The 17,726-nt window shown below is 70.7% G+C and carries 17 protein-coding genes; 3 read left to right on the top strand and 14 right to left on the bottom strand.

Translation table 11 applies throughout. The features are described from left to right. The first annotated feature begins 58 nt into the window (after nt 1–58). Complete coding sequence (locus OG254_RS47975; RefSeq protein ID WP_405594409.1) at nt 59–877, top strand: SAM-dependent methyltransferase; 819 nt, start codon at nt 59–61, stop codon at nt 875–877. A gap of 52 nt (nt 878–929) precedes the next feature. On the opposite strand, the gene OG254_RS47970 is transcribed toward OG254_RS47975, so the two are convergent. After that, nucleotides 930–1,067: a hypothetical protein gene (locus OG254_RS47970; protein WP_405594406.1), complete on the bottom strand. Its 138-nt coding sequence runs from the start codon at nt 1,065–1,067 to the stop codon at nt 930–932. 106 nt (nt 1,068–1,173) lie between these two features. Between OG254_RS47970 and OG254_RS47965 the strand changes: the two genes are divergently transcribed. After that, a complete protein-coding gene (locus tag OG254_RS47965) occupies nt 1,174–1,857 on the top strand; it encodes a phosphatase PAP2 family protein (protein WP_405594404.1) in 684 nt (227 codons plus the stop codon). A gap of 7 nt (nt 1,858–1,864) precedes the next feature. Here the strand turns inward: OG254_RS47965 and OG254_RS47960 are convergent, their stop codons facing one another. The 9 genes from OG254_RS47960 to OG254_RS47920 are packed head-to-tail and all read right to left on the bottom strand — an operon-like array spanning nt 1,865 to nt 11,054. Beyond that, nucleotides 1,865–3,190 carry a glutamate-1-semialdehyde 2,1-aminomutase gene (locus tag OG254_RS47960; protein ID WP_405594402.1) on the bottom strand — a complete coding sequence of 442 codons (1,326 nt, stop codon included), beginning with the start codon at nt 3,188–3,190 and terminating at the stop codon, nt 1,865–1,867. Nucleotides 3,191–3,197: 7 nt separating this feature from the next. Then, nucleotides 3,198–3,749: a dTDP-4-dehydrorhamnose 3,5-epimerase gene (gene rfbC, locus OG254_RS47955; RefSeq protein WP_405594400.1), complete on the bottom strand. Its 552-nt coding sequence runs from the start codon at nt 3,747–3,749 to the stop codon at nt 3,198–3,200. Next, the gene (locus OG254_RS47950) at nt 3,746–5,005 is read right to left on the bottom strand and encodes a polysaccharide pyruvyl transferase family protein (protein ID WP_405594397.1); all 1,260 of its coding nucleotides are present in this window, start codon (nt 5,003–5,005) and stop codon (nt 3,746–3,748) included. Before OG254_RS47950 ends, rfbC begins: the two co-directional genes overlap by 4 nt. After that, the gene (locus OG254_RS47945; RefSeq protein ID WP_405594394.1) at nt 5,002–6,003 is read right to left on the bottom strand and encodes a glycosyltransferase family 2 protein; all 1,002 of its coding nucleotides are present in this window, start codon (nt 6,001–6,003) and stop codon (nt 5,002–5,004) included. The genes OG254_RS47950 and OG254_RS47945 overlap by 4 nt, the downstream gene beginning before the upstream one ends. Further along, nucleotides 6,000–7,295 (bottom strand): hypothetical protein, encoded by a 1,296-nt coding sequence (locus tag OG254_RS47940; protein ID WP_405594392.1) that lies wholly within the window; start codon nt 7,293–7,295, stop codon nt 6,000–6,002. The genes OG254_RS47945 and OG254_RS47940 overlap by 4 nt, the downstream gene beginning before the upstream one ends. Continuing rightward, nucleotides 7,292–8,545, bottom strand: coding sequence for a DUF4910 domain-containing protein (locus OG254_RS47935; RefSeq protein ID WP_405595628.1), 1,254 nt, complete (start codon nt 8,543–8,545; stop codon nt 7,292–7,294). The genes OG254_RS47940 and OG254_RS47935 overlap by 4 nt, the downstream gene beginning before the upstream one ends. A 41-nt stretch (nt 8,546–8,586) precedes the next feature. After that, nucleotides 8,587–9,612, bottom strand: coding sequence for an NAD-dependent epimerase/dehydratase family protein (locus OG254_RS47930; RefSeq protein ID WP_405594390.1), 1,026 nt, complete (start codon nt 9,610–9,612; stop codon nt 8,587–8,589). Nucleotides 9,613–9,615: 3 nt separating this feature from the next. Further along, nucleotides 9,616–10,263, bottom strand: coding sequence for a PIG-L deacetylase family protein (locus tag OG254_RS47925; protein WP_405594388.1), 648 nt, complete (start codon nt 10,261–10,263; stop codon nt 9,616–9,618). Further along, nucleotides 10,260–11,054 (bottom strand): glucose-1-phosphate cytidylyltransferase, encoded by a 795-nt coding sequence (locus OG254_RS47920; protein ID WP_405594386.1) that lies wholly within the window; start codon nt 11,052–11,054, stop codon nt 10,260–10,262. Before OG254_RS47920 ends, OG254_RS47925 begins: the two co-directional genes overlap by 4 nt. A gap of 158 nt (nt 11,055–11,212) precedes the next feature. On the opposite strand from OG254_RS47920, the gene OG254_RS47915 reads away from it, so the two are divergent. Continuing rightward, nucleotides 11,213–12,445, top strand: a complete 1,233-nt coding sequence (locus OG254_RS47915; protein WP_405594384.1) for an RNA-guided endonuclease InsQ/TnpB family protein — start codon at nt 11,213–11,215, stop codon at nt 12,443–12,445. Here OG254_RS47915 and OG254_RS47910 read toward each other — a convergent pair. Genes OG254_RS47910 through OG254_RS47895 form a run of 4 tightly spaced genes read right to left on the bottom strand, consistent with a single transcriptional unit; the run spans nt 12,435 to nt 17,723 of the window. Then, nucleotides 12,435–13,670 carry a class I SAM-dependent methyltransferase gene (locus OG254_RS47910; protein WP_405594382.1) on the bottom strand — a complete coding sequence of 412 codons (1,236 nt, stop codon included), beginning with the start codon at nt 13,668–13,670 and terminating at the stop codon, nt 12,435–12,437. The two genes, OG254_RS47915 and OG254_RS47910, sit on opposite strands and share 11 nt — an antisense overlap. Continuing rightward, the gene (locus OG254_RS47905; RefSeq protein ID WP_405594380.1) at nt 13,671–14,891 is read right to left on the bottom strand and encodes a glycosyltransferase; all 1,221 of its coding nucleotides are present in this window, start codon (nt 14,889–14,891) and stop codon (nt 13,671–13,673) included. A 2-nt stretch (nt 14,892–14,893) separates the two neighbouring features. Continuing rightward, nucleotides 14,894–16,180: an O-antigen ligase domain-containing protein gene (locus OG254_RS47900; RefSeq protein ID WP_405594378.1), complete on the bottom strand. Its 1,287-nt coding sequence runs from the start codon at nt 16,178–16,180 to the stop codon at nt 14,894–14,896. 1 nt (nt 16,181) lies between these two features. Beyond that, nucleotides 16,182–17,723 (bottom strand): right-handed parallel beta-helix repeat-containing protein, encoded by a 1,542-nt coding sequence (locus OG254_RS47895; RefSeq protein WP_405594375.1) that lies wholly within the window; start codon nt 17,721–17,723, stop codon nt 16,182–16,184. Nucleotides 17,724–17,726 lie beyond the last annotated feature (3 nt).

The following is a 17,726-nucleotide window of genomic DNA, read 5'->3' as shown; positions in this document are numbered from 1 at the left end:
ACTCCTGCCGCTAGGTTGCTTCTTGCCCCCTGAATCGGGCTGATCTGGAGGAGACCGCGTGACCGAGATTCCCGCCGCCGCGACCGAGGCGCTCAAGCGGATCAAGACCGACCAGCCGCACACGGCCCGAATCTGGAACTACTGGCTGGGCGGCAAGGACAATTACGAAGTCGACCAGGCTGCCGGAGACCAGATCCGCACGTTGCACCCGGGCATCGGCGACTACGCCCTCGCCGATCGGCAGTTCCTCGGGCGCGCTGTTCAGTACCTCGCCGGCGAACGCGGGATACGGCAGTTCCTCGACATCGGCACCGGCCTGCCCACGGCCGACAACACGCACGAGGTCGCTCAGCGCATCGCGCCGGAGTCCCGCATCGTCTACGTCGACAACGACCCCATCGTGCTGGCCCACGCCGAAGCCCTGCTGACCAGCACGCCAGAAGGCCGCACCGACTACCTCGACGAAGATCTGCGCAACGTCGACACCATCCTGGAGCAGGCCGAACGAACCCTGGACTTCAGTGAGCCCGTGGCGCTGATGCTGCTCGGCGTCGTCATCTTCATCGAGGACGACGATGAGGCGTCCGGGATCGTACGCCGTCTGATGGACCGGCTGCCCGCAGGAAGCCACCTCGCCCTCTCGCATACGATCACACGGCCGGACATGCCCGACGTCGACGCCGCGGTGGCGTTCTGGAACGAACACGGCACACCGAAGCTGACCCAGCGCACACCAGCCGACATCGCTGGATTCTTCAACGGCCTGGAGCTCCTCGAACCGGGCATCGTGTCCTGCAACCGCTGGCGACCGGACGACGGCGAGAGCGGTCTGCCCGCCGAAGTAGCCATGTTCGGCGGCGTGGGACGCAAGGCCTGATCGCACTCCCGCAGCTCAGGCCGACGACGGTTTGCCGCGAACGGGTTGTTGGTTAGGGTGACAAGTAGACGCTGATCCCGATGCCCTTGACCAGGGCGATGGCCGGGTCGGCAAGTTCGGGGCCGAGCAGACTTACGGCTTCCGCGGAGCCGTACAAGCCAGGAGCGGGTTTCCGCGGGGCAGTTGTCATCGCTGGAGCGTGGGTCGGACACGACGGGGGGCTCGCGTTGGATCGCCTGGCCGGCTCGGGAGTGGAAGAAGGTCAGCACCGCAGGTCGACCGGACGCGGTGGGCGTGTGAGCGGACGGTCGGCGCCCGGGGTGCTGCCCGCGTCGATGCGCGTGTGGCTCGGACTGATCGCGGCCCTCGCCGCGCTGGTGGTCGTCGTGCTCGGGGTCCTGTATGCCGATGCCGGTCAGCCGGGACGGCTGGACTCGCGGATCTGGGCGGCTGTGGAGGGTGTGGGGCCGCTGGGGCGGCGCGTCGCGCTGGCCACGGACTTCTTGGGTGAGCCCGTCGGAGCGGCGACGCTGGTCGTGGCCACCGTGACGGGCTGCCTGATGCTTCGGCGACCTCGCGCAGCGGTGCTCATCGTTGCCGGCGTCGGGAGCAGTGTGGTGATTGCGACGCTGCTCAAGCACCTGGTGGGACGCACCATCCACGGCGACGACAACCTGTCCTACCCGAGCGGGCACACCGCTTTCCTCACCGCGCTCGCCTTCGCAGTGGCGCTGCTCGTGACCGGGCGGTTCGGCCTCGGCAGGACGGCCGGCACCTCCCTCGTGCTCGCGGCGGCGCTGGCCGCCGGCGCCGCCATGGGCTGGGCGCAGGTCGCCCTGGGCGCGCACTACGCGACCGACGTCCTCGGCGGCTGGTGCACCGCGCTGGCGGTGATACCGGCGACCGCGTGGATGGTCGACCGGACCGCCGACCGGCTCGGCGATCGGACGGCCGACGCCGGTCGGCGGGAACGCCGCTGACGTCCCGTCACGCCAAGCGGCGGAACACCGGTTTCACCGGCCGCCCGGCCAGCCAGGGGGTGGGATCACCGGCATCCAGCGCCTTCCGGTACACCGCACATGCCTGAGCCACCACGTCGACGGTGTGATCGATGTCGGCGTCGTCGAGCGCGCTGCTCACCACGAACGACGGGGCCAGCACTCCGCCCGCGAGGAGCCGGCGCAGGAACAGGGTGCGGTACTCCTGCGACGGCTGCCCCTTCTCGTCCAGGGTGGCGAAGACCAAGTTGCTGGCCCGGCCCCGGACGACGATGTGGTCGCCGACGCCCATGCCGGCCGCGGCCTCGCGAACGCCGGCGGCCAACCGCTCGCCGAGGGCGTGCAGCCGCGCGCTGATGCCCTCCTCGACGTACGTGGTTTGCACGGCCATCGCGGCGGCCAGCGAGTGCGTTTCCGCACCGTGCGTGGTCGACAGCAGGAACACCCGGTCGCCGGAATGGCGAAGGCCGCCCCGCTCCATCAGATCGCGGCGCCCGGCCAGCGCGGAGACGGCGAATCCGTTGCCCAGCGCCTTGCCGAACGTGGAGAGGTCGGGGGTGACGCCGTACAGGCCCTGGGCGCCCGCCTCGGACCAGCGCAAGCCGGTGATCATCTCGTCGAAGATCAGTACGCAGCCGTGCCGGTCGGCCAGCTCGCGCAGGCCGGTCAGGTAACCGGGCGGTGGCTCGGTGTGGGTGGCGGGTTCGAGGATCAGGCAGGCGACCTCGTCCCGATAGCGGGTGAGCAGTTCCTCCGTCGCGGCCAGGTCCCCGTAGGGGAACGCCACCGTGAGGTCGTTGGTCGCCGCCGGAATGCCGGCGGACATCGGCGTCGTACCGATGAACCAGTCGTCGACGGAGAAGAACGGATGGTCCGCGCAGAGGGCCACCCGTGGCCGCCCGGTGGCGGCGCGGGCCAGGCGCACCGCGGCGGTGGTGGCGTCGGAGCCGTTCTTCGCGAACTTCACCATCTCGGCGGTCGGCACCGTGGCCAGGAAGCGTTCCGCGGCTTCGACCTCCACGATGGACGGCCGCACGAAGTTGCTGCCGCGGTCGAGTTCCCGCCGCACCGCCTCGATCACGCGGGGGTGCGCGTGGCCGAGGCTGACCGACCGCAGACCGGAGCCGTACTCGATGTAGCGGTTGCCGTCGACGTCCCACACGTGGGCACCTTGGCCGTGGCTGATGACCGGGGCCAGGTTCTCGGGGTACTGGTCGTCGCCCTTGGCGTAGGTGTGCGCGCCCCCGGGGATCATGGCGTGCAGCCGCTCGTTCGCCCTTCGCGACCGGGGCAGTTGGAACTCTTCGGTGTCCACGCCGACCTCAACTCTCTCTGTGCTTCAGGACCTCGGCGAGGCTCGGCGCCTCCCGGTCCCGCTGGGACATCGATGTGGCCGGCAACGGCCAGGGGATGGCGAGCTCCGGGTCGTCGAAGGCGATCGTCACGTCCTCGGCCGGATCGTGCGGACGGTCGATCCGGTACGAGGTGTCGGCGGTTTCGGTCAGCGCCTGGAAGCCGTGCGCGCACCCCGCCGGGATGTAGAGGGTCGTCTGCGTGTCACCGGACAGTGGGAAGGTGGCGACGTTGCGGTAGGTCGGCGAGTCCGCCCTCAGGTCCACGACGACGTCGAAGATCCTCCCGTACGAGCACCGCACCAGCTTGGCCTCACCGGCGCCGGAGCGCAGGTGCAGGCCGCGCAGCACGCCCCGGGCCGAGCGGGACACGCTGTCCTGGATGAAGGCGTTCGGGTCGAGGCCCACCGAGCGGACGACGTCGGCGTCGAAAGTGCGGCAGAAGAAGCCGCGTTCGTCGGCGTACGGAGTTGGTTCGAAGAGGTACGCGCCCGCGATCTCGGGGACCTGGGTCGCTTTCATTTGGCCTCCCGTAGGGCGTGGGCGTGGATGGTTGTCGGGAACAGGACCGCGGTCAAGGCGGTGAACTGGTCCTCAAGTTGCCGAACGGCGACCAGGTTCCGCTCGGTGAGGGTCCGCCGTAGCTCCGCCGATCGCTGCTCCAGCTCGCGGAATTGTTCGAGCAGCCGGTCGGCGTCGACCTCGCGTGCCGGGTGGCAGTATGCGCCCAGACCCATCCGGGCCATGAGCGCGTCGCTCTTCGCCGCATAGCTGAGCGCGAGGGTCGGCACGCCGACCTTCAGCGCGCAGACCAGGTTGTGGTACCGGGTCGCCACCACGGCGTCGGCCGCCGCCATCTCCTTCATCAGGTCGGCCAGTGAGGCCGCTTCGGCAGCGGTGACCAGCGGTGAGTCCACCGCGTCGAGGATCGCGGCGACCACTGGCGCGTCGCACTCGTCGCCGGTGAGCAGCCGGACCGGCCTGCCGTCCTCGACCAGAGCGCGGACGAACCGGGTCGTCCCTTCGAGGTAGCGCCGGTGGATCTCCTCGGCCCGGGCGCGGTCGTCGTCACTGCCGTGGAAGTCCATGACGCCGACGCAGACCGGGCCGTCCGGCGGGTCCGAGGGCACCTCCCCAAGCTCTCCGACAAGCTCCGAGCAGGGGATACCCCATTCCGGCAGCGTCGGCAGGGCGAAGGCGAGGTCCGGGTAGACCTCGTCGCGCGCGGTGTTCACGCCCATCGCCCGCATCGCGTCGCGGGATTGGGTGTCCCGGTACGAGCGGTACGCGGCCAGCCGCGCCGACCAGCGCACCAGGGCCCGGGTCGGCCGGTTGCCGATCGGGGCGGCGCCGACGCCGACCAGCGCGACCCGGGTGCGCAGCAGCCGGCCGGACGCGCACAGCAGGAACAGCGAGTACGGGAAGCCCCACGGCCGCAGCGGAAGTGTGGCCTCCAGGACGCCCATGCCCGGCACGATCACCACGTCGTGCCGGCGCACCCAGGCAGCGGTGCGGAAGGCGTCGACGAGTTTGCCCAGACCCTTCGCCGCGATCGCGCGCGCACGCGACGCGGTCCGGTACTCCCCGCGGTACCAGTGCAGCCGCGACGCCGGGATCCGGTATCGGGCCGCGACGACCTCGGGTCCGCCGCACAGCGCGTCCACGACCGCGTCGGGGTGCTCGGCGCGGAGGTAGCCGAGCACGGCTTCGAGCGACCCGTCGTTGCCGATGTTGCCGGAGCCGAGCAGGCCGAACACCCCGACGCGCACAGGCGTCACGCCTGACTCCCTTCACGACCTTCGCGAGATGCACGACCTGCACGACCTGCACGATCTGCACGTCCTTCGCGGCCGGCGACGACGGCGTCGACGGAGACGGTGAGCCGGTCCTGGTCGACCGGGGCGCGGTCCTCGACCCGCTCGCCGGCGCCGGGCCGGACCCGGCTGGTCATCCACGCGGCCAGGTGGCGGAAGCACGCGCGCCGGTCGGCCGGGGACAACGGTGCCCGCCGGATCGCCGCGACGAAGCCACAGACGTACTCGGCGAGCAGCCGGGGCGTCGGGTGCAGCGGGCCTGCCCGGCGCGGGTCCAGGTTGACGCAGCGGGAGCGCTTGGAAGGGTTCGCCCGCTCGGCGCGGGTGGGGTGGTCGCGGCGGAAGTACAGCAGCTCCGGCACCTGGTGGAAGGGCCCGTTCAGAACGATCTCGGCGACGAACGTGCGGTCCGCGTGGTGGTAGCTGTTGTGCGGCCTCACCCGGCGCAGCATGTCGGCACGCATCACACCGTAGAAGTCGTCGCCACCCGGCTCGAACAGGAAACTGCGGAAGCGCTCCGGCGCGTGCGGCGAGTCGGTGGCGAGCCCGTACTCGTAGGGGACCTTCACCTGTCCTTCGCCGTCGATGACCGCCTGGTCGGAGTGCGCGAGGATCACGTCCGGCCGCTCGTCCAGCGCCGATACGCAGCGTCGCAGCAGGTCGCGCGCGTAAAGGTCGTCGTGCGAGGCCCACTTGAACAGCTCGCCGCGGCACTCGGTGAACACGTAGTTGTGGTTCGGCGCGGCGCCGATGTTCCGCAGCAGCCGGATGTACCGGATGCGCGAGTCCTGCGCGGCGTACTTGCGGCAGATCTCCTCGGTCCCGTCGGTCGAGGCGTTGTCGGAGATGACCAGCTCGAAGTCCTCGTAGGTCTGGCCGAGCAGGGCGTCGAGCGATTCGGCGAGGTACTCGTCGCCGTTGTACACGGGCAGGCCGATGCTCAGCCTGGGTCGGGCGGTCATGGCGTCCTCACTTCGGGGATGGAGTGCTGGTGGTGCTCGCGCAGGGCGGAGCGCAGCTGGAGCCACCACACGGCGGAGGCGGCGAGCGTCGCGGCGGCGACGCCCCAGGCCGAGCCGACCGTGCCGGCCAGGGCCGCCCCGCCGAGCCCGCCTGTCACGTAGCAGGCGGAGGCGAACAGCTGGCAGCGAAGGCTGCGCCGGGCGGCGGCCAGGGCGCGCAGCCCGGCCGCCGCGCCGGTGCCGAGGCCGGCGCCCGCGACGCCGAGGGTGACCGGCACGATGAGCTGTGCGGCGGAGTGCCAGACGTCGCCGAGCACGAGTTCGCCTGCCCGGTCCGGGATCAGGAGCAGCGCCCCGCCCCAGAGCAGCGCGGCGACGGCCTGCCCGCCTCCCAGCAGCAGGCAGAACTTGCCGAGGCGGTGCGGGGCCTGGCGCAGCACCCGTGCCGCCTCCGCGACGGTGACCAGCGAGAGACCCATCAGCACGGCGAGGAACGGGCCGAGCAGGAGCTCGGCGCCGCGGACCGCACCCACCGCGCCGACCCCGACGATCGCGCCGAGCCCGTACGCCCGCAGCTGGCTCGCGCCGCTGAGGCTGACGTTCTCGACCAGGTACCGGTAGCCGAGGTCGCGTTGCTCGCGGAGCCACGCGCGTGCCTGGGCCGTGCGGGGCAGGATGCCGGACTGGACGTAGCCGTACCCGGCGGCCACCGTGGCGGACGCGCCCCAGGCGAGCACGAAAGCGGCCACGCTGCCCACGCGGGCCGCCACGACCATGGCCGGGACGAGCGCGACGCCCCACACGAGGTCGTTGACGAACGCCTTCCGTCCGACGCCCGCGGCGAAGAACGAGTACCGCCAGGCGTCTTGGAGCAGCAGCCCCGGCAGCATGACGCCGAGGCAGGCGAACGCGGGTCCCACGCTGCCGCCGAGCGCGAGGCCGACCACCAGGCACGCCGCACCGATGGACGCACCGACGCCGAGCGCGGTACCCGACGACCGGGCCACCGCCCCGCGCCAGGACGCGTCCGACACGCCGCTGAAGCGCACCACCAGCGGGTCGGTGGCCAGGCCGCGGGAGACGTTGAGCACCACGCCGTAGGTCACCCAGGCGAGGCTGAACACGCCGAACGCGGTCACGCCCAGCGAGCGCGCCACGCAGATCCCCACCGCGAAGTTGCTGATGCTGGAGGCCGCCTGGTCGGCCAGTCCCCAGGACAGCCGGCCGGCGAAGGCCCGCCGGGCGGATCCCGCCGGTGCCGTCGCCTTCTCCTCGGTGGTCATCCGCGTCATGCCTTGATCAGACCGGCGCCGTGCAGGGCGTCGGCCGCGGTGGCGACGGTGTCGAACGGCAGCCCGGAGCGCTCAGTGACGTCCAGCAGACTGTGCTCGCCGTCGGAGAGGCTGAGCACCCAGAGCATGGCCATCTGGGCCTGCTTGGTGTCGCTGCGGCCGCCGAGCGCGTCGTACAACCCGCGCCGGCCCAGCTGTGGTTCGCCGTAGGGGCTGAGGTTGACGCAGCTCCGGTTGCGGTCGAGGACGGTGAATGCCTCGCGGCAGACGGCGAGGGTGTCCGCCATCGCCTCCGGGACGACGAAGTCGGGGTTGTCCGCCGAGGTGTGGTACTCGGGGTAGCCGGCGTACGGGGTCCGGCTGAGCGAGCCCACGCCGAGGTTGAACCCGGGTGAGCAGAACTGCCGCTCGTCGTAGCCGTACGGAGTGAACTCGTTGACGCGGTGCGGGCGTTCGGAGGCGGCCAGTACGTGCCCCATCACCCGGTCGATCTCCGCGTCGCCGCGCCTGCTCTGCTTGTACGTCAGTTGGCCCGGGTCACCGGCGCAGGCCAGCACCAGGCCGTGCTTGACCCGTTCCACTCGCTCCGCGTTGCGGGCCAGCCAGGTGATCGCCCCGATGGTGCCGGGCGCGAACAGGAACCGGTAGGTGTACCACGGCGTCTCCTGCGCCAGCTCCCGGGCCAGGAACGTGGCCACCGCGATGCCGGCCAGGTTGTCGTTGGCCAGCGACGGGTGGCAGACATGGCAGGAGACGATCACCTCGTCGGGGACCTGCCCGGGGACGACGTACTCGGCGTAGGTGAGGTGGCCGTCGGCGAGGGTGGAGTCGATACGCACCTCGTACTCGCCGTCGGGCAGCGCGTCCAGGGTCTCCTGGGCGAGGCAGAACCCCCATTCCGGCTTGTAGTAGCTGGTGCGGTACGGCACCCAGGTCGGGTGGTCGGGAAGGGTGTGCAGGTGCGCGCGCAGCTCGGTCAGCGGCATGGTCGCCGACACCGGCACGCTGTAGCCGAGCACGTGCAGGCTGGACGCGGCGAAGTCGACGACCCGGTTGCCGGCGGCGTCGGCGATGTACGCGTCCCGGATGTTCCACTCCTGCGGCACCGTCCAGTCGAGTACCTGGGTCCCGGTCGGCACCTCGTGCGTCTGGAGCGGGATGTACTCGCCGACGATGTCCAGGGTGGCGCGCACACCGTCGCCGGTGATGCTCCGGCACAGCGGGTACAGCCGCTCGACCAGCGCGTGCATCTGCTCGCCGGTCGAGGTCGTCGGCTGTTCGCCGGCCGGGGTCACCGGCGCCACCGCAGGGTGTCGTCGACGGCGCCGGCCTCGGACGCCGCGCGCAGCACGGCAAGACGCGTGAAGCGTCGCTCGAAGTCCTCCCGGGTCAGGTCGAACTTCCGGTAGGCGTCGGCGAGTTCGAGCGCGCCCTGCTTCACCGTCCACTCGCAGTCGAAGCCGGGAATCGCCGCACGGAACCGGGAGAAGTCCACCCGGTACGACCGCGGATCGGCGCCCGTCTCCCCCGTGATCACCACCTTCGAGCCGGACACCGCCTCGGCGACCTGCTCGGCGATCTCGGCGACCGTGACGTTGTTGATCTCGCTGCCGATGTTGAACGCCCGGTCGTGCACCGCGTCGCGGGGCGCGGTCAGCGCTGCCGTGAAGGCCCGTGCGATGTCGGCGGCGTGCACGAGCGGGCGCCACGGGGTGCCGTCGGACATCACCAGGACTTCGCCGGACAGGAGCGCGTGGCCCACCAGGTTGTTCAGCACGATGTCGGCGCGCAGCCGGGGCGAGAAGCCGAAGGCGGTGGCGTTGCGCATGAACACCGGGCTGAAGTCGCCGTCGGCGAGCGCGTGCAGGTCGTCCTCCACCCGCACCTTGGACTCCGCGTACGGCGTCACAGGACGCAGCGGGGCGTCCTCGCTCACCAGGTCGTCGCCGCCGGCGGCGCCGTAGACCGAGCAGGTGGACGCGTACAGGAAGCGCCGCACTCCGGCGTCGCGGGCGAGGCGGGCCAGCCGTACGGAGGCGTGGTGGTTGATGTCGTAGGTGAGCTCCGGCGCCAGCGATCCCAGCGGGTCGTTGGAGAGCGCGGCCAGGTGGATCACGGCGTCCACTCCCGCCACGTGATCGGCCGTGACGTCGCGCAGGTCCACGCGGGGCCCAGGCGGGTCCGCGGGAAGCGGGCCGAGGACGCAGTCCGCGAACAGGCCGGCGTCGAGGCCGACGACCTCGTGACCGGCGGCCGTGAGCACCGGGGCCATCACGGTGCCCAGGTAGCCCTGGTGTCCGGTGAGCAGTACGCGCAAGTTTCAGTCCCCCAGATCGAGCGTGAGTTTGGTGACGGCGAACGCCTCGGCGTAGCGCGCGTGGCATTCGATGCCGCGGATGCGGGCAAGCCCGAGGAAGGCCTCCCGGTCGTACCAGGGCCGGTGCCGCTGCGAGGGATAGTGCTCCTGCAGCAGCCGCACCTTCTGTTCGGCGATCTCCGGCGACAGCGGCTGGTACGCCGACGGACGGCCGAGGTCGCCGTCCCACTTGACGATCTCGTAGCCGAGCACGAGGTGGTCACGGAACGCGGTGGGTATCAGCTGCGCCAGGCCGCGGTGGTCCTGGTGCGCGTCGTCGGTGCGCGGGGCCAGGACCAGATCCGGCTCGGTCTGTCCGCGCAGTTCCTCGACCGCGGACTTGGCCTCCTCCCAGTGCGCGGGCATCCGGCCGTCCGGCAGCTTGTGCACGGTGAGCCGGAGGTCGGCGCCGGGGCAGAAGGCGGCCAGCGCGGCCCGCTCCTCCTGCTCCCGGTCGCTGCCACCGCCGGAGAGCACCAATGCGTCGATGCGGAGGCCCGGCCGCGCGAGGCACATCGTCAGCAGCGTGCCGCCGGCGCCGATGGCGATGTCGTCGCAGTGCGCCCCTACCACGGCGATCCGGTCCAGGCGCCCGGCGTCGAGCCGGATCACGCGGTCGCCCCCGCGCTGTCCCGTTCCCACACGGCCCACGGGCGGTCGCCCTGGGTGTAGGCGGCGTCGAGCGCGGCCCGCTCCTTCACCGTGTCGGTCGGCTTCCAGAAGCCTCGGTGCTGGTGCGCCACCAGCCGGCCGCGCTTGGCCAGTTGGGCACAGCCGTCGGCGACCAGGTCCCCGTTCTCCGGGATGTGGTCGAAGACCTCCTGGCGGAGCACGAAGTAGCCGCCGTTCTCCCACAGTGGCATGTCGCTCACCGCGGTGATGCCCCCCACCAGGCCGTCCTCGCCCAGATCCACGCAGTGGAACGACGACTGCGGCGGCACCACCATCATCGACGCACCGGCGTCACGCCGGGCGAACCGGTCGATCATCTCCGGCAGCGGGGCGTCGGTGAGGACGTCGGCGTAGTTGGCGAGGAACATCTCGTCGCCGTCCAGGTGGCGGCGCACCCGGCGCAGCCGCTCCCCGATCGGGGACTCGATGCCGGTCTGCGCGAACGTGATCGTCCAGTCGGCTATGTCGGTGGACAGCAGCTCGGTCCGACCGCCCCGCAGCACGAAGTCGTTGGACGTCGTCTCCTCGTAGTTGAGGAAGAAGTCCTTGATGTGGTGCGCCCCGTACCCGAGGCACAGGATGAACTCCTTGTGCCCGTAGTGCGCGTAGTAGCGCATGACGTGCCAGATCAGCGGGCGGGGGCCGACCATCGCCATCGGTTTGGGCACGTCGTCGGAGGTTCCGCTGCGCATACGCAGCCCGTAACCGCCGCAGAACAGTACGACCTTCATCGGGATTCCTCCGTGGATACCCCGGCCTTGAGGCTGGGGAGGAAACGAATTCCTGCGGAGCAGGGCAGGGAACGCCGAGTCGCCGTCAGGGCGATTCGGCGTTTGCCGGCCACCGGACGACACCCGCCGCTCACACAGGAGTTGATAGAATGTGAGGCATGGCGCAGCAGGTGAAGCGGGGGTTCAAGTCCCGCTTCTACCCGACGGACGAGCAGGCAGCGGAGCTGTCGCGCACGTTCGGCTGCGTCCGCCTCGTCTACAACCGGGCGCTGGAGGAGCGCACCCGCGCCTGGTACGGCGAGCAGCGCCGCGTTTCCTACGCCCAGTCCTCTGCTGCGCTGACCGAGTGGAAGAAGACCGAGGAACTCGCCTTCCTCACCGAGGTGTCTTCCGTTCCGCTCCAGCAGGCACTGCGCCACCTTCAGACAGCGTTCGGGAACTTCTTCGCCAAGCGGGCCAAATATCCCCGTTTCAAGAGCCGGAAAAAGTCCCGCGCGGGCGCGGAGTACACCCGCTCCGCCTTCAAGTGGTGTGACGGACGCCTGACGTTGGCGAAGATGACGGCGCCGTTGGACATTCGCTGGTCGCGCCCGCTGCCGGAGGGGGCGGAGCCGACGACGGTGACCGTCTCCCGCGACAGCGCGGGGCGTTGGTTCGTGTCCCTGTTGTGCGAGGACACCATCGCCCCTGCCCCGGCCACGGACGCTACGGTCGGTATCGATGCCGGGATCACGTCGCTGGTGACCCTGTCCACCGGCGAGAAGATCACCAACCCCCAGCACGAGTGCCGCGACCGGACCCGGCTCGCGAAGGCTCAGCGCGAACTGTCCCGCAAGGCCAAGGGCTCGAACAACCGGGAGAAGGCCCGCCGGAGGGTGGCCCGCGTGCATGCGCGGATCACTGACCGCCGCCGGGACTTCCTGCACAAACTCACCACTCGGCTCGTCCGTGAGAATCAAACGGTCGTGATCGAGGACCTGACCGTCCGCAACCTGCTGAAGAACCACAAGCTGGCCCGCGCGATCTCGGACGCGTCGTGGACGGAACTGCGCTCCATGCTGGAGTACAAGTGCGCCTGGTACGGGCGCGAACTCGTGGTGATCGACCGCTGGTTCCCCAGCTCGAAGCTGTGCGGAGCCTGCGGCACGGTCCGCGAGAAGCTGCCGCTGAACGTCCGCGAGTGGACGTGCGACTGCGGCACCGTGCATGACCGCGACGTGAACGCGGCACGCAACATCCTGGCCGCCGGGCTGGCGGCTGCTGCCTGTGGAGACGGTGTAAGACCTCAACGGGAGTCCTCCCGGACGGGGCGGTCGTCGGTGAAGCAGGAACCCCAGCGGGTGACCGCTGGAATCCCCCGCCTAAAGGCGGGGGAGGAAGTCAAGGCTTGACCTCGACAATGCTCAGTTCCGGGATGGGGAAGACAAGACGGCCGCCCCATGCGTGGATGAAGGACAGCTGCTCGATCAGCTCGTCCCGCAGGTTCCACGGGAGGACGAGCACGTAGTCGGGCTTGTCCGCGGCGATCTGCTCGGGCGGCAGGATCGGGATACGGGTGCCCGGGGTGAACCTGCCGTGCTTGTAGGGGTTGCGGTCGACCGTGTACGCGAGCAGGTCGGGCCGGATGCCGCAGTGGTTGAGCAGGGTGTTGCCCTTGCCGGGGGCGCCGTAGCCGACGACCGTCTCGCCGCGCTCGGCCGCGTCGATGAGGAACTTCAGGAGGTCCCTGCGCACCTTGGCGACGCGGGCGGAGAACTCGGTGTACCCGGACAGCTCCTGCAGCCCGGCGGCCTTCTCCCGGTCGAGCACGTCGGCCACCCGCTGGGAGGGCTCGCCGGCCACTTCGGCCGGCCGGGCCCACAGCCGGATGGAGCCGCCGTGCGTGGGCAGCAACTCGACGTCCACGAGCGCGAGTCCGCCGCTCGCGAGCGCCCGGATCGCGGACGCGACCGTGTAGTACTGGAAGTGCTCGTGGTAGATCGTGTCGTACTGGTTCTCCTCGATCAGGGTCAGCAGGTGCTGCACCTCGATGGAGACCCAACCGTCGTCGGCGACCAGGGCGCGCAGTCCCTCGGTGAACCCGACCACGTCGGGGATGTGCGCGTACACGTTGTTGGCCACGACCAGGTCCGCCGGGCCGTGCTCGGCGCGGACGGCCGAGCCGGTGTCCGGGGAGAGGAACTCCGTGAGCGTGGGCACGCCCGCATCGCGCGCCGCGGCGCCGACGTTGACCGACGGCTCGATGCCGAGGCAGCGGATCCCCCGGTCCACCACGTGCTTCAGCAGGTACCCGTCGTTGCTCGCCACTTCGACCACGAAGGCGTCGGGGCCGAGACCCACGCGCTGCACAGTGTCGGCGACGAAGGTGCGCGCGTGTTCCACCCAGGAAGTCGAGTACGAGGAGAAGTACGCGTACTCCTTGAACGTCTCCTCCGGTGTGATCAGCGGCGGGATCTGCGCCAGCCAGCAGTCGGTGCAGACCCGTAGGTGCAGCGGGTACGCCGCCTCCGGCTGGTCCAGTTGGTCCGCGGCGAGAAAACTCTCGCAGGGTGGTGTCGCCCCGAGATCGACGACGCTCGCCAGCGCCGTCGAGCCGCACAGTCTGCATCGTGTCATTTACTGCCCCCCATTGATTCGGTCCCCCATTGATTCCGTCCGACCCGCGATCGCGGTGCGGTACCCCTCCACCAGGCGCTCAAGGCCTACGGCCGGGCTGAAACCCTGCTCGTATCGGCGCCGGGCCGCCTGGCCCATCTCTTGGTTGCGGGCCGGCTCGGCCGTGATCCGGCGGATGCAATCCGCGAGCGAGGCAACCTCGCCCGGCCGGTGCAGCAGCCCGGTCACCCCGTCCTCGACGAGTTCGACGAAAGCGCCGTGACCTGCGGCGACGGTCGGGACCCCCGCTGCCATCGCCTCCACGACGACCAGGCCGAACGCCTCCAGCCATGTCGAGGGAGCCACCACGGCGACCGACCGTGCGATGGCCTTCTGGCACTCCGCCGTGTCGTACAGGCCGACGTAGCGCACGTCGTCCCTGCCCGCCGCCCACGCGGTCACGTCTCGCTCCAGTGGCCCCGTGCCGGCGATCACGAGCGGCACGCCCACACCGCCGCTCGCGGCGAGTTCGTCCCAGGCGGCCATGAGCAGCCGCACGCCCTTGGCCTCCGCGAGGCGGCCCAGGTAGAGCACGTGCTCGCCGGCGCCCTCGCGGCGGGCGTCCGGGTCGGGCACGAAGTTGTGCTTCACCGCCAGCAGCTCGGCCGGCATGCCGGCCCGCACCAGGACCTCGCGCTGCGCGGCGGAGATGCAGAAGAACCGCTCCACGCCGGACCACCACCGCCGCCGGTTGACCGACAGGCTGAGCGCGAGCGGCACCGTCGCCAGCCGGGAGTTCCGGTAGCAGCCGTGCCGGACGGCGGGCAGCGGCGTGGACCCGACGCACTCGGTGCACGGCCGGCCGTCCCGCTGAAGCGTGCCCGGCGGGCAGACCTGGGTGTAGTTGTGCAGCGTGGCGACAGCGGGCACGCCGGCGTCGGCGCAGGCGGCCAGCACAGCAGGCGACAGAAGCGGGAAGACGTTGTGGACGTGCACCACGTCCGGCCGCTCGGTGCGAAGCCGGGCGGCGAGTTCCGCGCGGACCGCCGGGTTCCACGGCACGAGGAGCGGCACCGCGACCTTGCCCATCAGGGACCGGGTGGCGATGGTGTCGCTGCGCCGCTCGAACATCCCGACCCGGTGGCCGGCCGCGCGCAGCAGCTCCACCTCCTGGTCGACGACCTTGTTCTCCCCGCTCGGCTGCGCCGAGGCGTAGCGGTTGTGCACCACGAGGACGTGCATGCTCAGGTCACCTCCGATTTCCGGGCCCATCGCGGGACATGGCGTCGAGGGGCTGCGGGTGTGGGGAGAGGCGTGGCCGCGGCCGGTGCCGGTGCCGGTGCCGGTGCCGGTGCCGGTGCCGGTGCCGGTGCCGGTGCCGGTGCCGCAAGCAGTGAGGCGGCCACGGCCAGGTGCAGTAGATACGGCGAGGCGTCGCCGAGGCCGGCCTCGGTGTAGGACGCGATGGCGCAGTAGCTGATCAGGAAGATCGCGCAGGCCCTTGCCAGCGACGGTGGGCGCAGCAGCGCGACGCCGCCCAGCACGAGGATGATCGCTGCCACGATGGCGACGCCGGTCAGGCCCTGCTCCTCGTAGACGGCCAGCCAGCTGTTGTCGATCGGCAGCCCGCCGAACGACTTGTCGCCGAGGCCCATGCCGAACAGCTGCTCCGAGGTCGTCCGGGCCGCTGCCAGCAGGGCGTCCCAGACCTTGGCCCGACCGGTGAGGTTGGAGAAGTTCTCCTGGCTCTGTCCGCGCAGGAACCATGCCTGGAGGGCGGAGCTGAACGCCACCGCGGCCACCGTGGCGCACAGCACCGCCCAGGCGAAGAACCGGCGGGCGGCGGCGCTGGTGAGGATGAGCGAGCCGATCGCCAGCACCAGCCCGATGAGCAGGCCGAGCGTGGCCGTCCGGGTGTGGGTCAGGGCGAGCAGGATGAGTGACGGCACGATGACCACGGCTGCGCTGGTCCTGTCGGTCCGGCGGCCCAGCAGGAGCAGCACGGTGAGCCCGATGATGACCGCGGCGTACTGTCCGATCTGCGGTGGGGTGAGCGGCCACAACGCGCCGACGAGGCGTCCGCCGTAGAGATCGGGCAGGGCCGCGCCCGGTGAGATGAGCAGGCCGGCGGCCACCGACCCGAGCACCGCGAAATACATCCGGATGTGGTGCCGGACGAACGTCGGGCTGCCGTCCCACCAGCGGCTGAGCAGCCACAGCGTGGCGATGAACAGAGTCAGCCGGGCGCAGCGGAACAGCGCGCCGAACCCGGACTCCAGGTTCACGCTGGAGATCACGCTCGGCACCAGCAACAGGGTGAGCAGGAACAGGAAGGCGCCGGCCCGAATGCGCAGCCGGAGATTGACTGCTAACGCCAGCGCGAACGCGGCGACCAGCGCGCCCATGGTGGCCATCTGGATGAGGGACCGGGGCAGCGGGATGATGGTCTTCGCTCCGGCGGAGCCGAGCGTGTTGAGGATCAGCAGCCCCCAGGCCGTCCCGACGATCTTCGACGTGTGGTCCGCGGCCATCTCAACCACCGTCCTGTGCGCGGAAGGTGCTGCCCGCGTCCTGCTGGTACGGCATGCCCTGCCACTGCCCGGAGTCGAGCTCTCGGCTCGGGTCGTGGGCGATGAAGCTCCACGGCCCGAGGTAGTCGTTGTCGTGCCAGCGGTTGTGCTGTTTGCGGGTGATCGCCTCGGCCACCCGTTCGCCCTGGTACGGCGACCAGTCCGGATAGGTGCCGTAGTTGGCCAGCACCGCCATTCGGCCGCACTTCACCGTGCACTTGACGACGGACGTGTCCAGCACGAAGCGGTTGTGGTGGATGTCGACCCGCTGGGTCTTCCACCGGCAGTCGGCGTAGAGCGGTGCGGTGGCGATCGCCGGCTGTGCGCAGCGGTCGGTGCTCTTCACCAGCAACGTGCAGTCACCGGAGGAGGTGTTGGCCGGACTGTTGCAGAACCGGTCGGCGTTTTCCCACAGGGTGATCCCGGACCAGTTGTTCTCCAGCACGTTCCGGTAGATCTCGATCTTGTTGGTGCGGGCTGGGATCCTTGGTTCGCCGCCGGACTCGGACAGGTAGACGGTCGCGAACGGGAAGTTGTCGCCGCGGTCGGCTTCCCTGCGGCCCTCGACCCAGTTGTTCCGCCGGATGGTGTTCTTCCGGATGACCGCGTTGTAGCTGGTCTCGTAGATCAGCGCGGCACCGTCGTTGGCTTCGAGCACGTTGTTCTCGATGCGGAAGTCGTTGTTGTTGGTGTCCGCCCACAACCCGGTTCCGCGGTTGTCGTGCACCCAGTTGCCGCGTACGTCGGCGCCGTTGACGGCCCAGAACTTGATGCCTCCGGTGCAGCCGCAGCCCTCCCGCCGCCGCTCCCAGTCGCCGGTGTTGTTGCCCACGATCTCATTGCCCTCGACCACCAAGTTCCTGATGAGGCCGCCGGACTTGTACGCGTTCATTCCGTACTGGCCGTTCTCACGCAGGCAGTTGGCGCGGACCTGCTGGCGGGCTCCGGCCATCAGGCCGGCGCCCGAGTTGTGCTGGATGGTCGCGTGCTCGATCACCCAGCCGTCGGCCGAGTCGTGGTTGACCACGCCCTCGTCCGGCGGCGCCACGAAACGTTGCACGGTCAGGTGGCGGATGGTGACGTCGCGGGCGGTGCCGCCGAACGCGTACTGGTTCTTCTTCCCGCCGTCGAGCACCGCACCCGGCGCACCGATGTAGCGGTCCCCCTCCTTGGGGATGACCTGGGCGTAGCGGTCCGGTTCGAGCCTGTGCTTGCCCGGTCGAAGCCAGAACGTGGTGTTCGCGGGGTGGCTCTTGGTCTTGGCTGCCAGGTCACCGACCACCCCGGGGTCGACCGTCACCGCGCCCGCCGGCGCCTTCGCGGGCCCGGCCGCGGGCTTGGCGCACACTCGGGCCACGGGCGTGGACGGCGCGTCGGTCGGCATGGCCCGCGCGTCCGGCGTGTCCGCCCCGCCGCCCGGCGTGCTGTCACAGCCGGTCGCCGCCAGCAGGGCCAGCGCCAGCGGTGCCGCCGCCAGCGCCCAGTGCCGCCCCTTGATCCCCACGCG

The organism is Streptomyces sp. NBC_01092 (assembly GCF_045039535.1).
Taxonomy (GTDB): Bacteria; Actinomycetota; Actinomycetes; order Streptomycetales; family Streptomycetaceae; genus Streptomyces.
The sequence above is the reverse complement of the archived record's forward strand: the minus strand, read 5'-3'. Positions and strand labels throughout refer to the sequence as shown.

What these genes read in the sequence shown, in the direction of transcription:
- OG254_RS47970 (WP_405594406.1), bottom strand. Translation starts at nt 1,067, where the DNA reads ATGACAACTGCCCCGCGGAAACCCGCTCCTGGCTTGTACGGCTCCGCG.
- rfbC (WP_405594400.1), bottom strand. Translation starts at nt 3,749, where the DNA reads ATGAAAGCGACCCAGGTCCCCGAGATCGCGGGCGCGTACCTCTTCGAA.
- OG254_RS47945 (WP_405594394.1), bottom strand. Translation starts at nt 6,003, where the DNA reads ATGACCGCCCGACCCAGGCTGAGCATCGGCCTGCCCGTGTACAACGGC.
- OG254_RS47940 (WP_405594392.1), bottom strand. Translation starts at nt 7,295, where the DNA reads ATGACGCGGATGACCACCGAGGAGAAGGCGACGGCACCGGCGGGATCC.
- OG254_RS47935 (WP_405595628.1), bottom strand. Translation starts at nt 8,545, where the DNA reads ATGCACGCGCTGGTCGAGCGGCTGTACCCGCTGTGCCGGAGCATCACC.
- OG254_RS47920 (WP_405594386.1), bottom strand. Translation starts at nt 11,054, where the DNA reads ATGAAGGTCGTACTGTTCTGCGGCGGTTACGGGCTGCGTATGCGCAGC.
- OG254_RS47915 (WP_405594384.1), top strand. Translation starts at nt 11,213, where the DNA reads ATGGCGCAGCAGGTGAAGCGGGGGTTCAAGTCCCGCTTCTACCCGACG.
- OG254_RS47910 (WP_405594382.1), bottom strand. Translation starts at nt 13,670, where the DNA reads ATGACACGATGCAGACTGTGCGGCTCGACGGCGCTGGCGAGCGTCGTC.
- OG254_RS47905 (WP_405594380.1), bottom strand. Translation starts at nt 14,891, where the DNA reads ATGCACGTCCTCGTGGTGCACAACCGCTACGCCTCGGCGCAGCCGAGC.
- OG254_RS47900 (WP_405594378.1), bottom strand. Translation starts at nt 16,180, where the DNA reads ATGGCCGCGGACCACACGTCGAAGATCGTCGGGACGGCCTGGGGGCTG.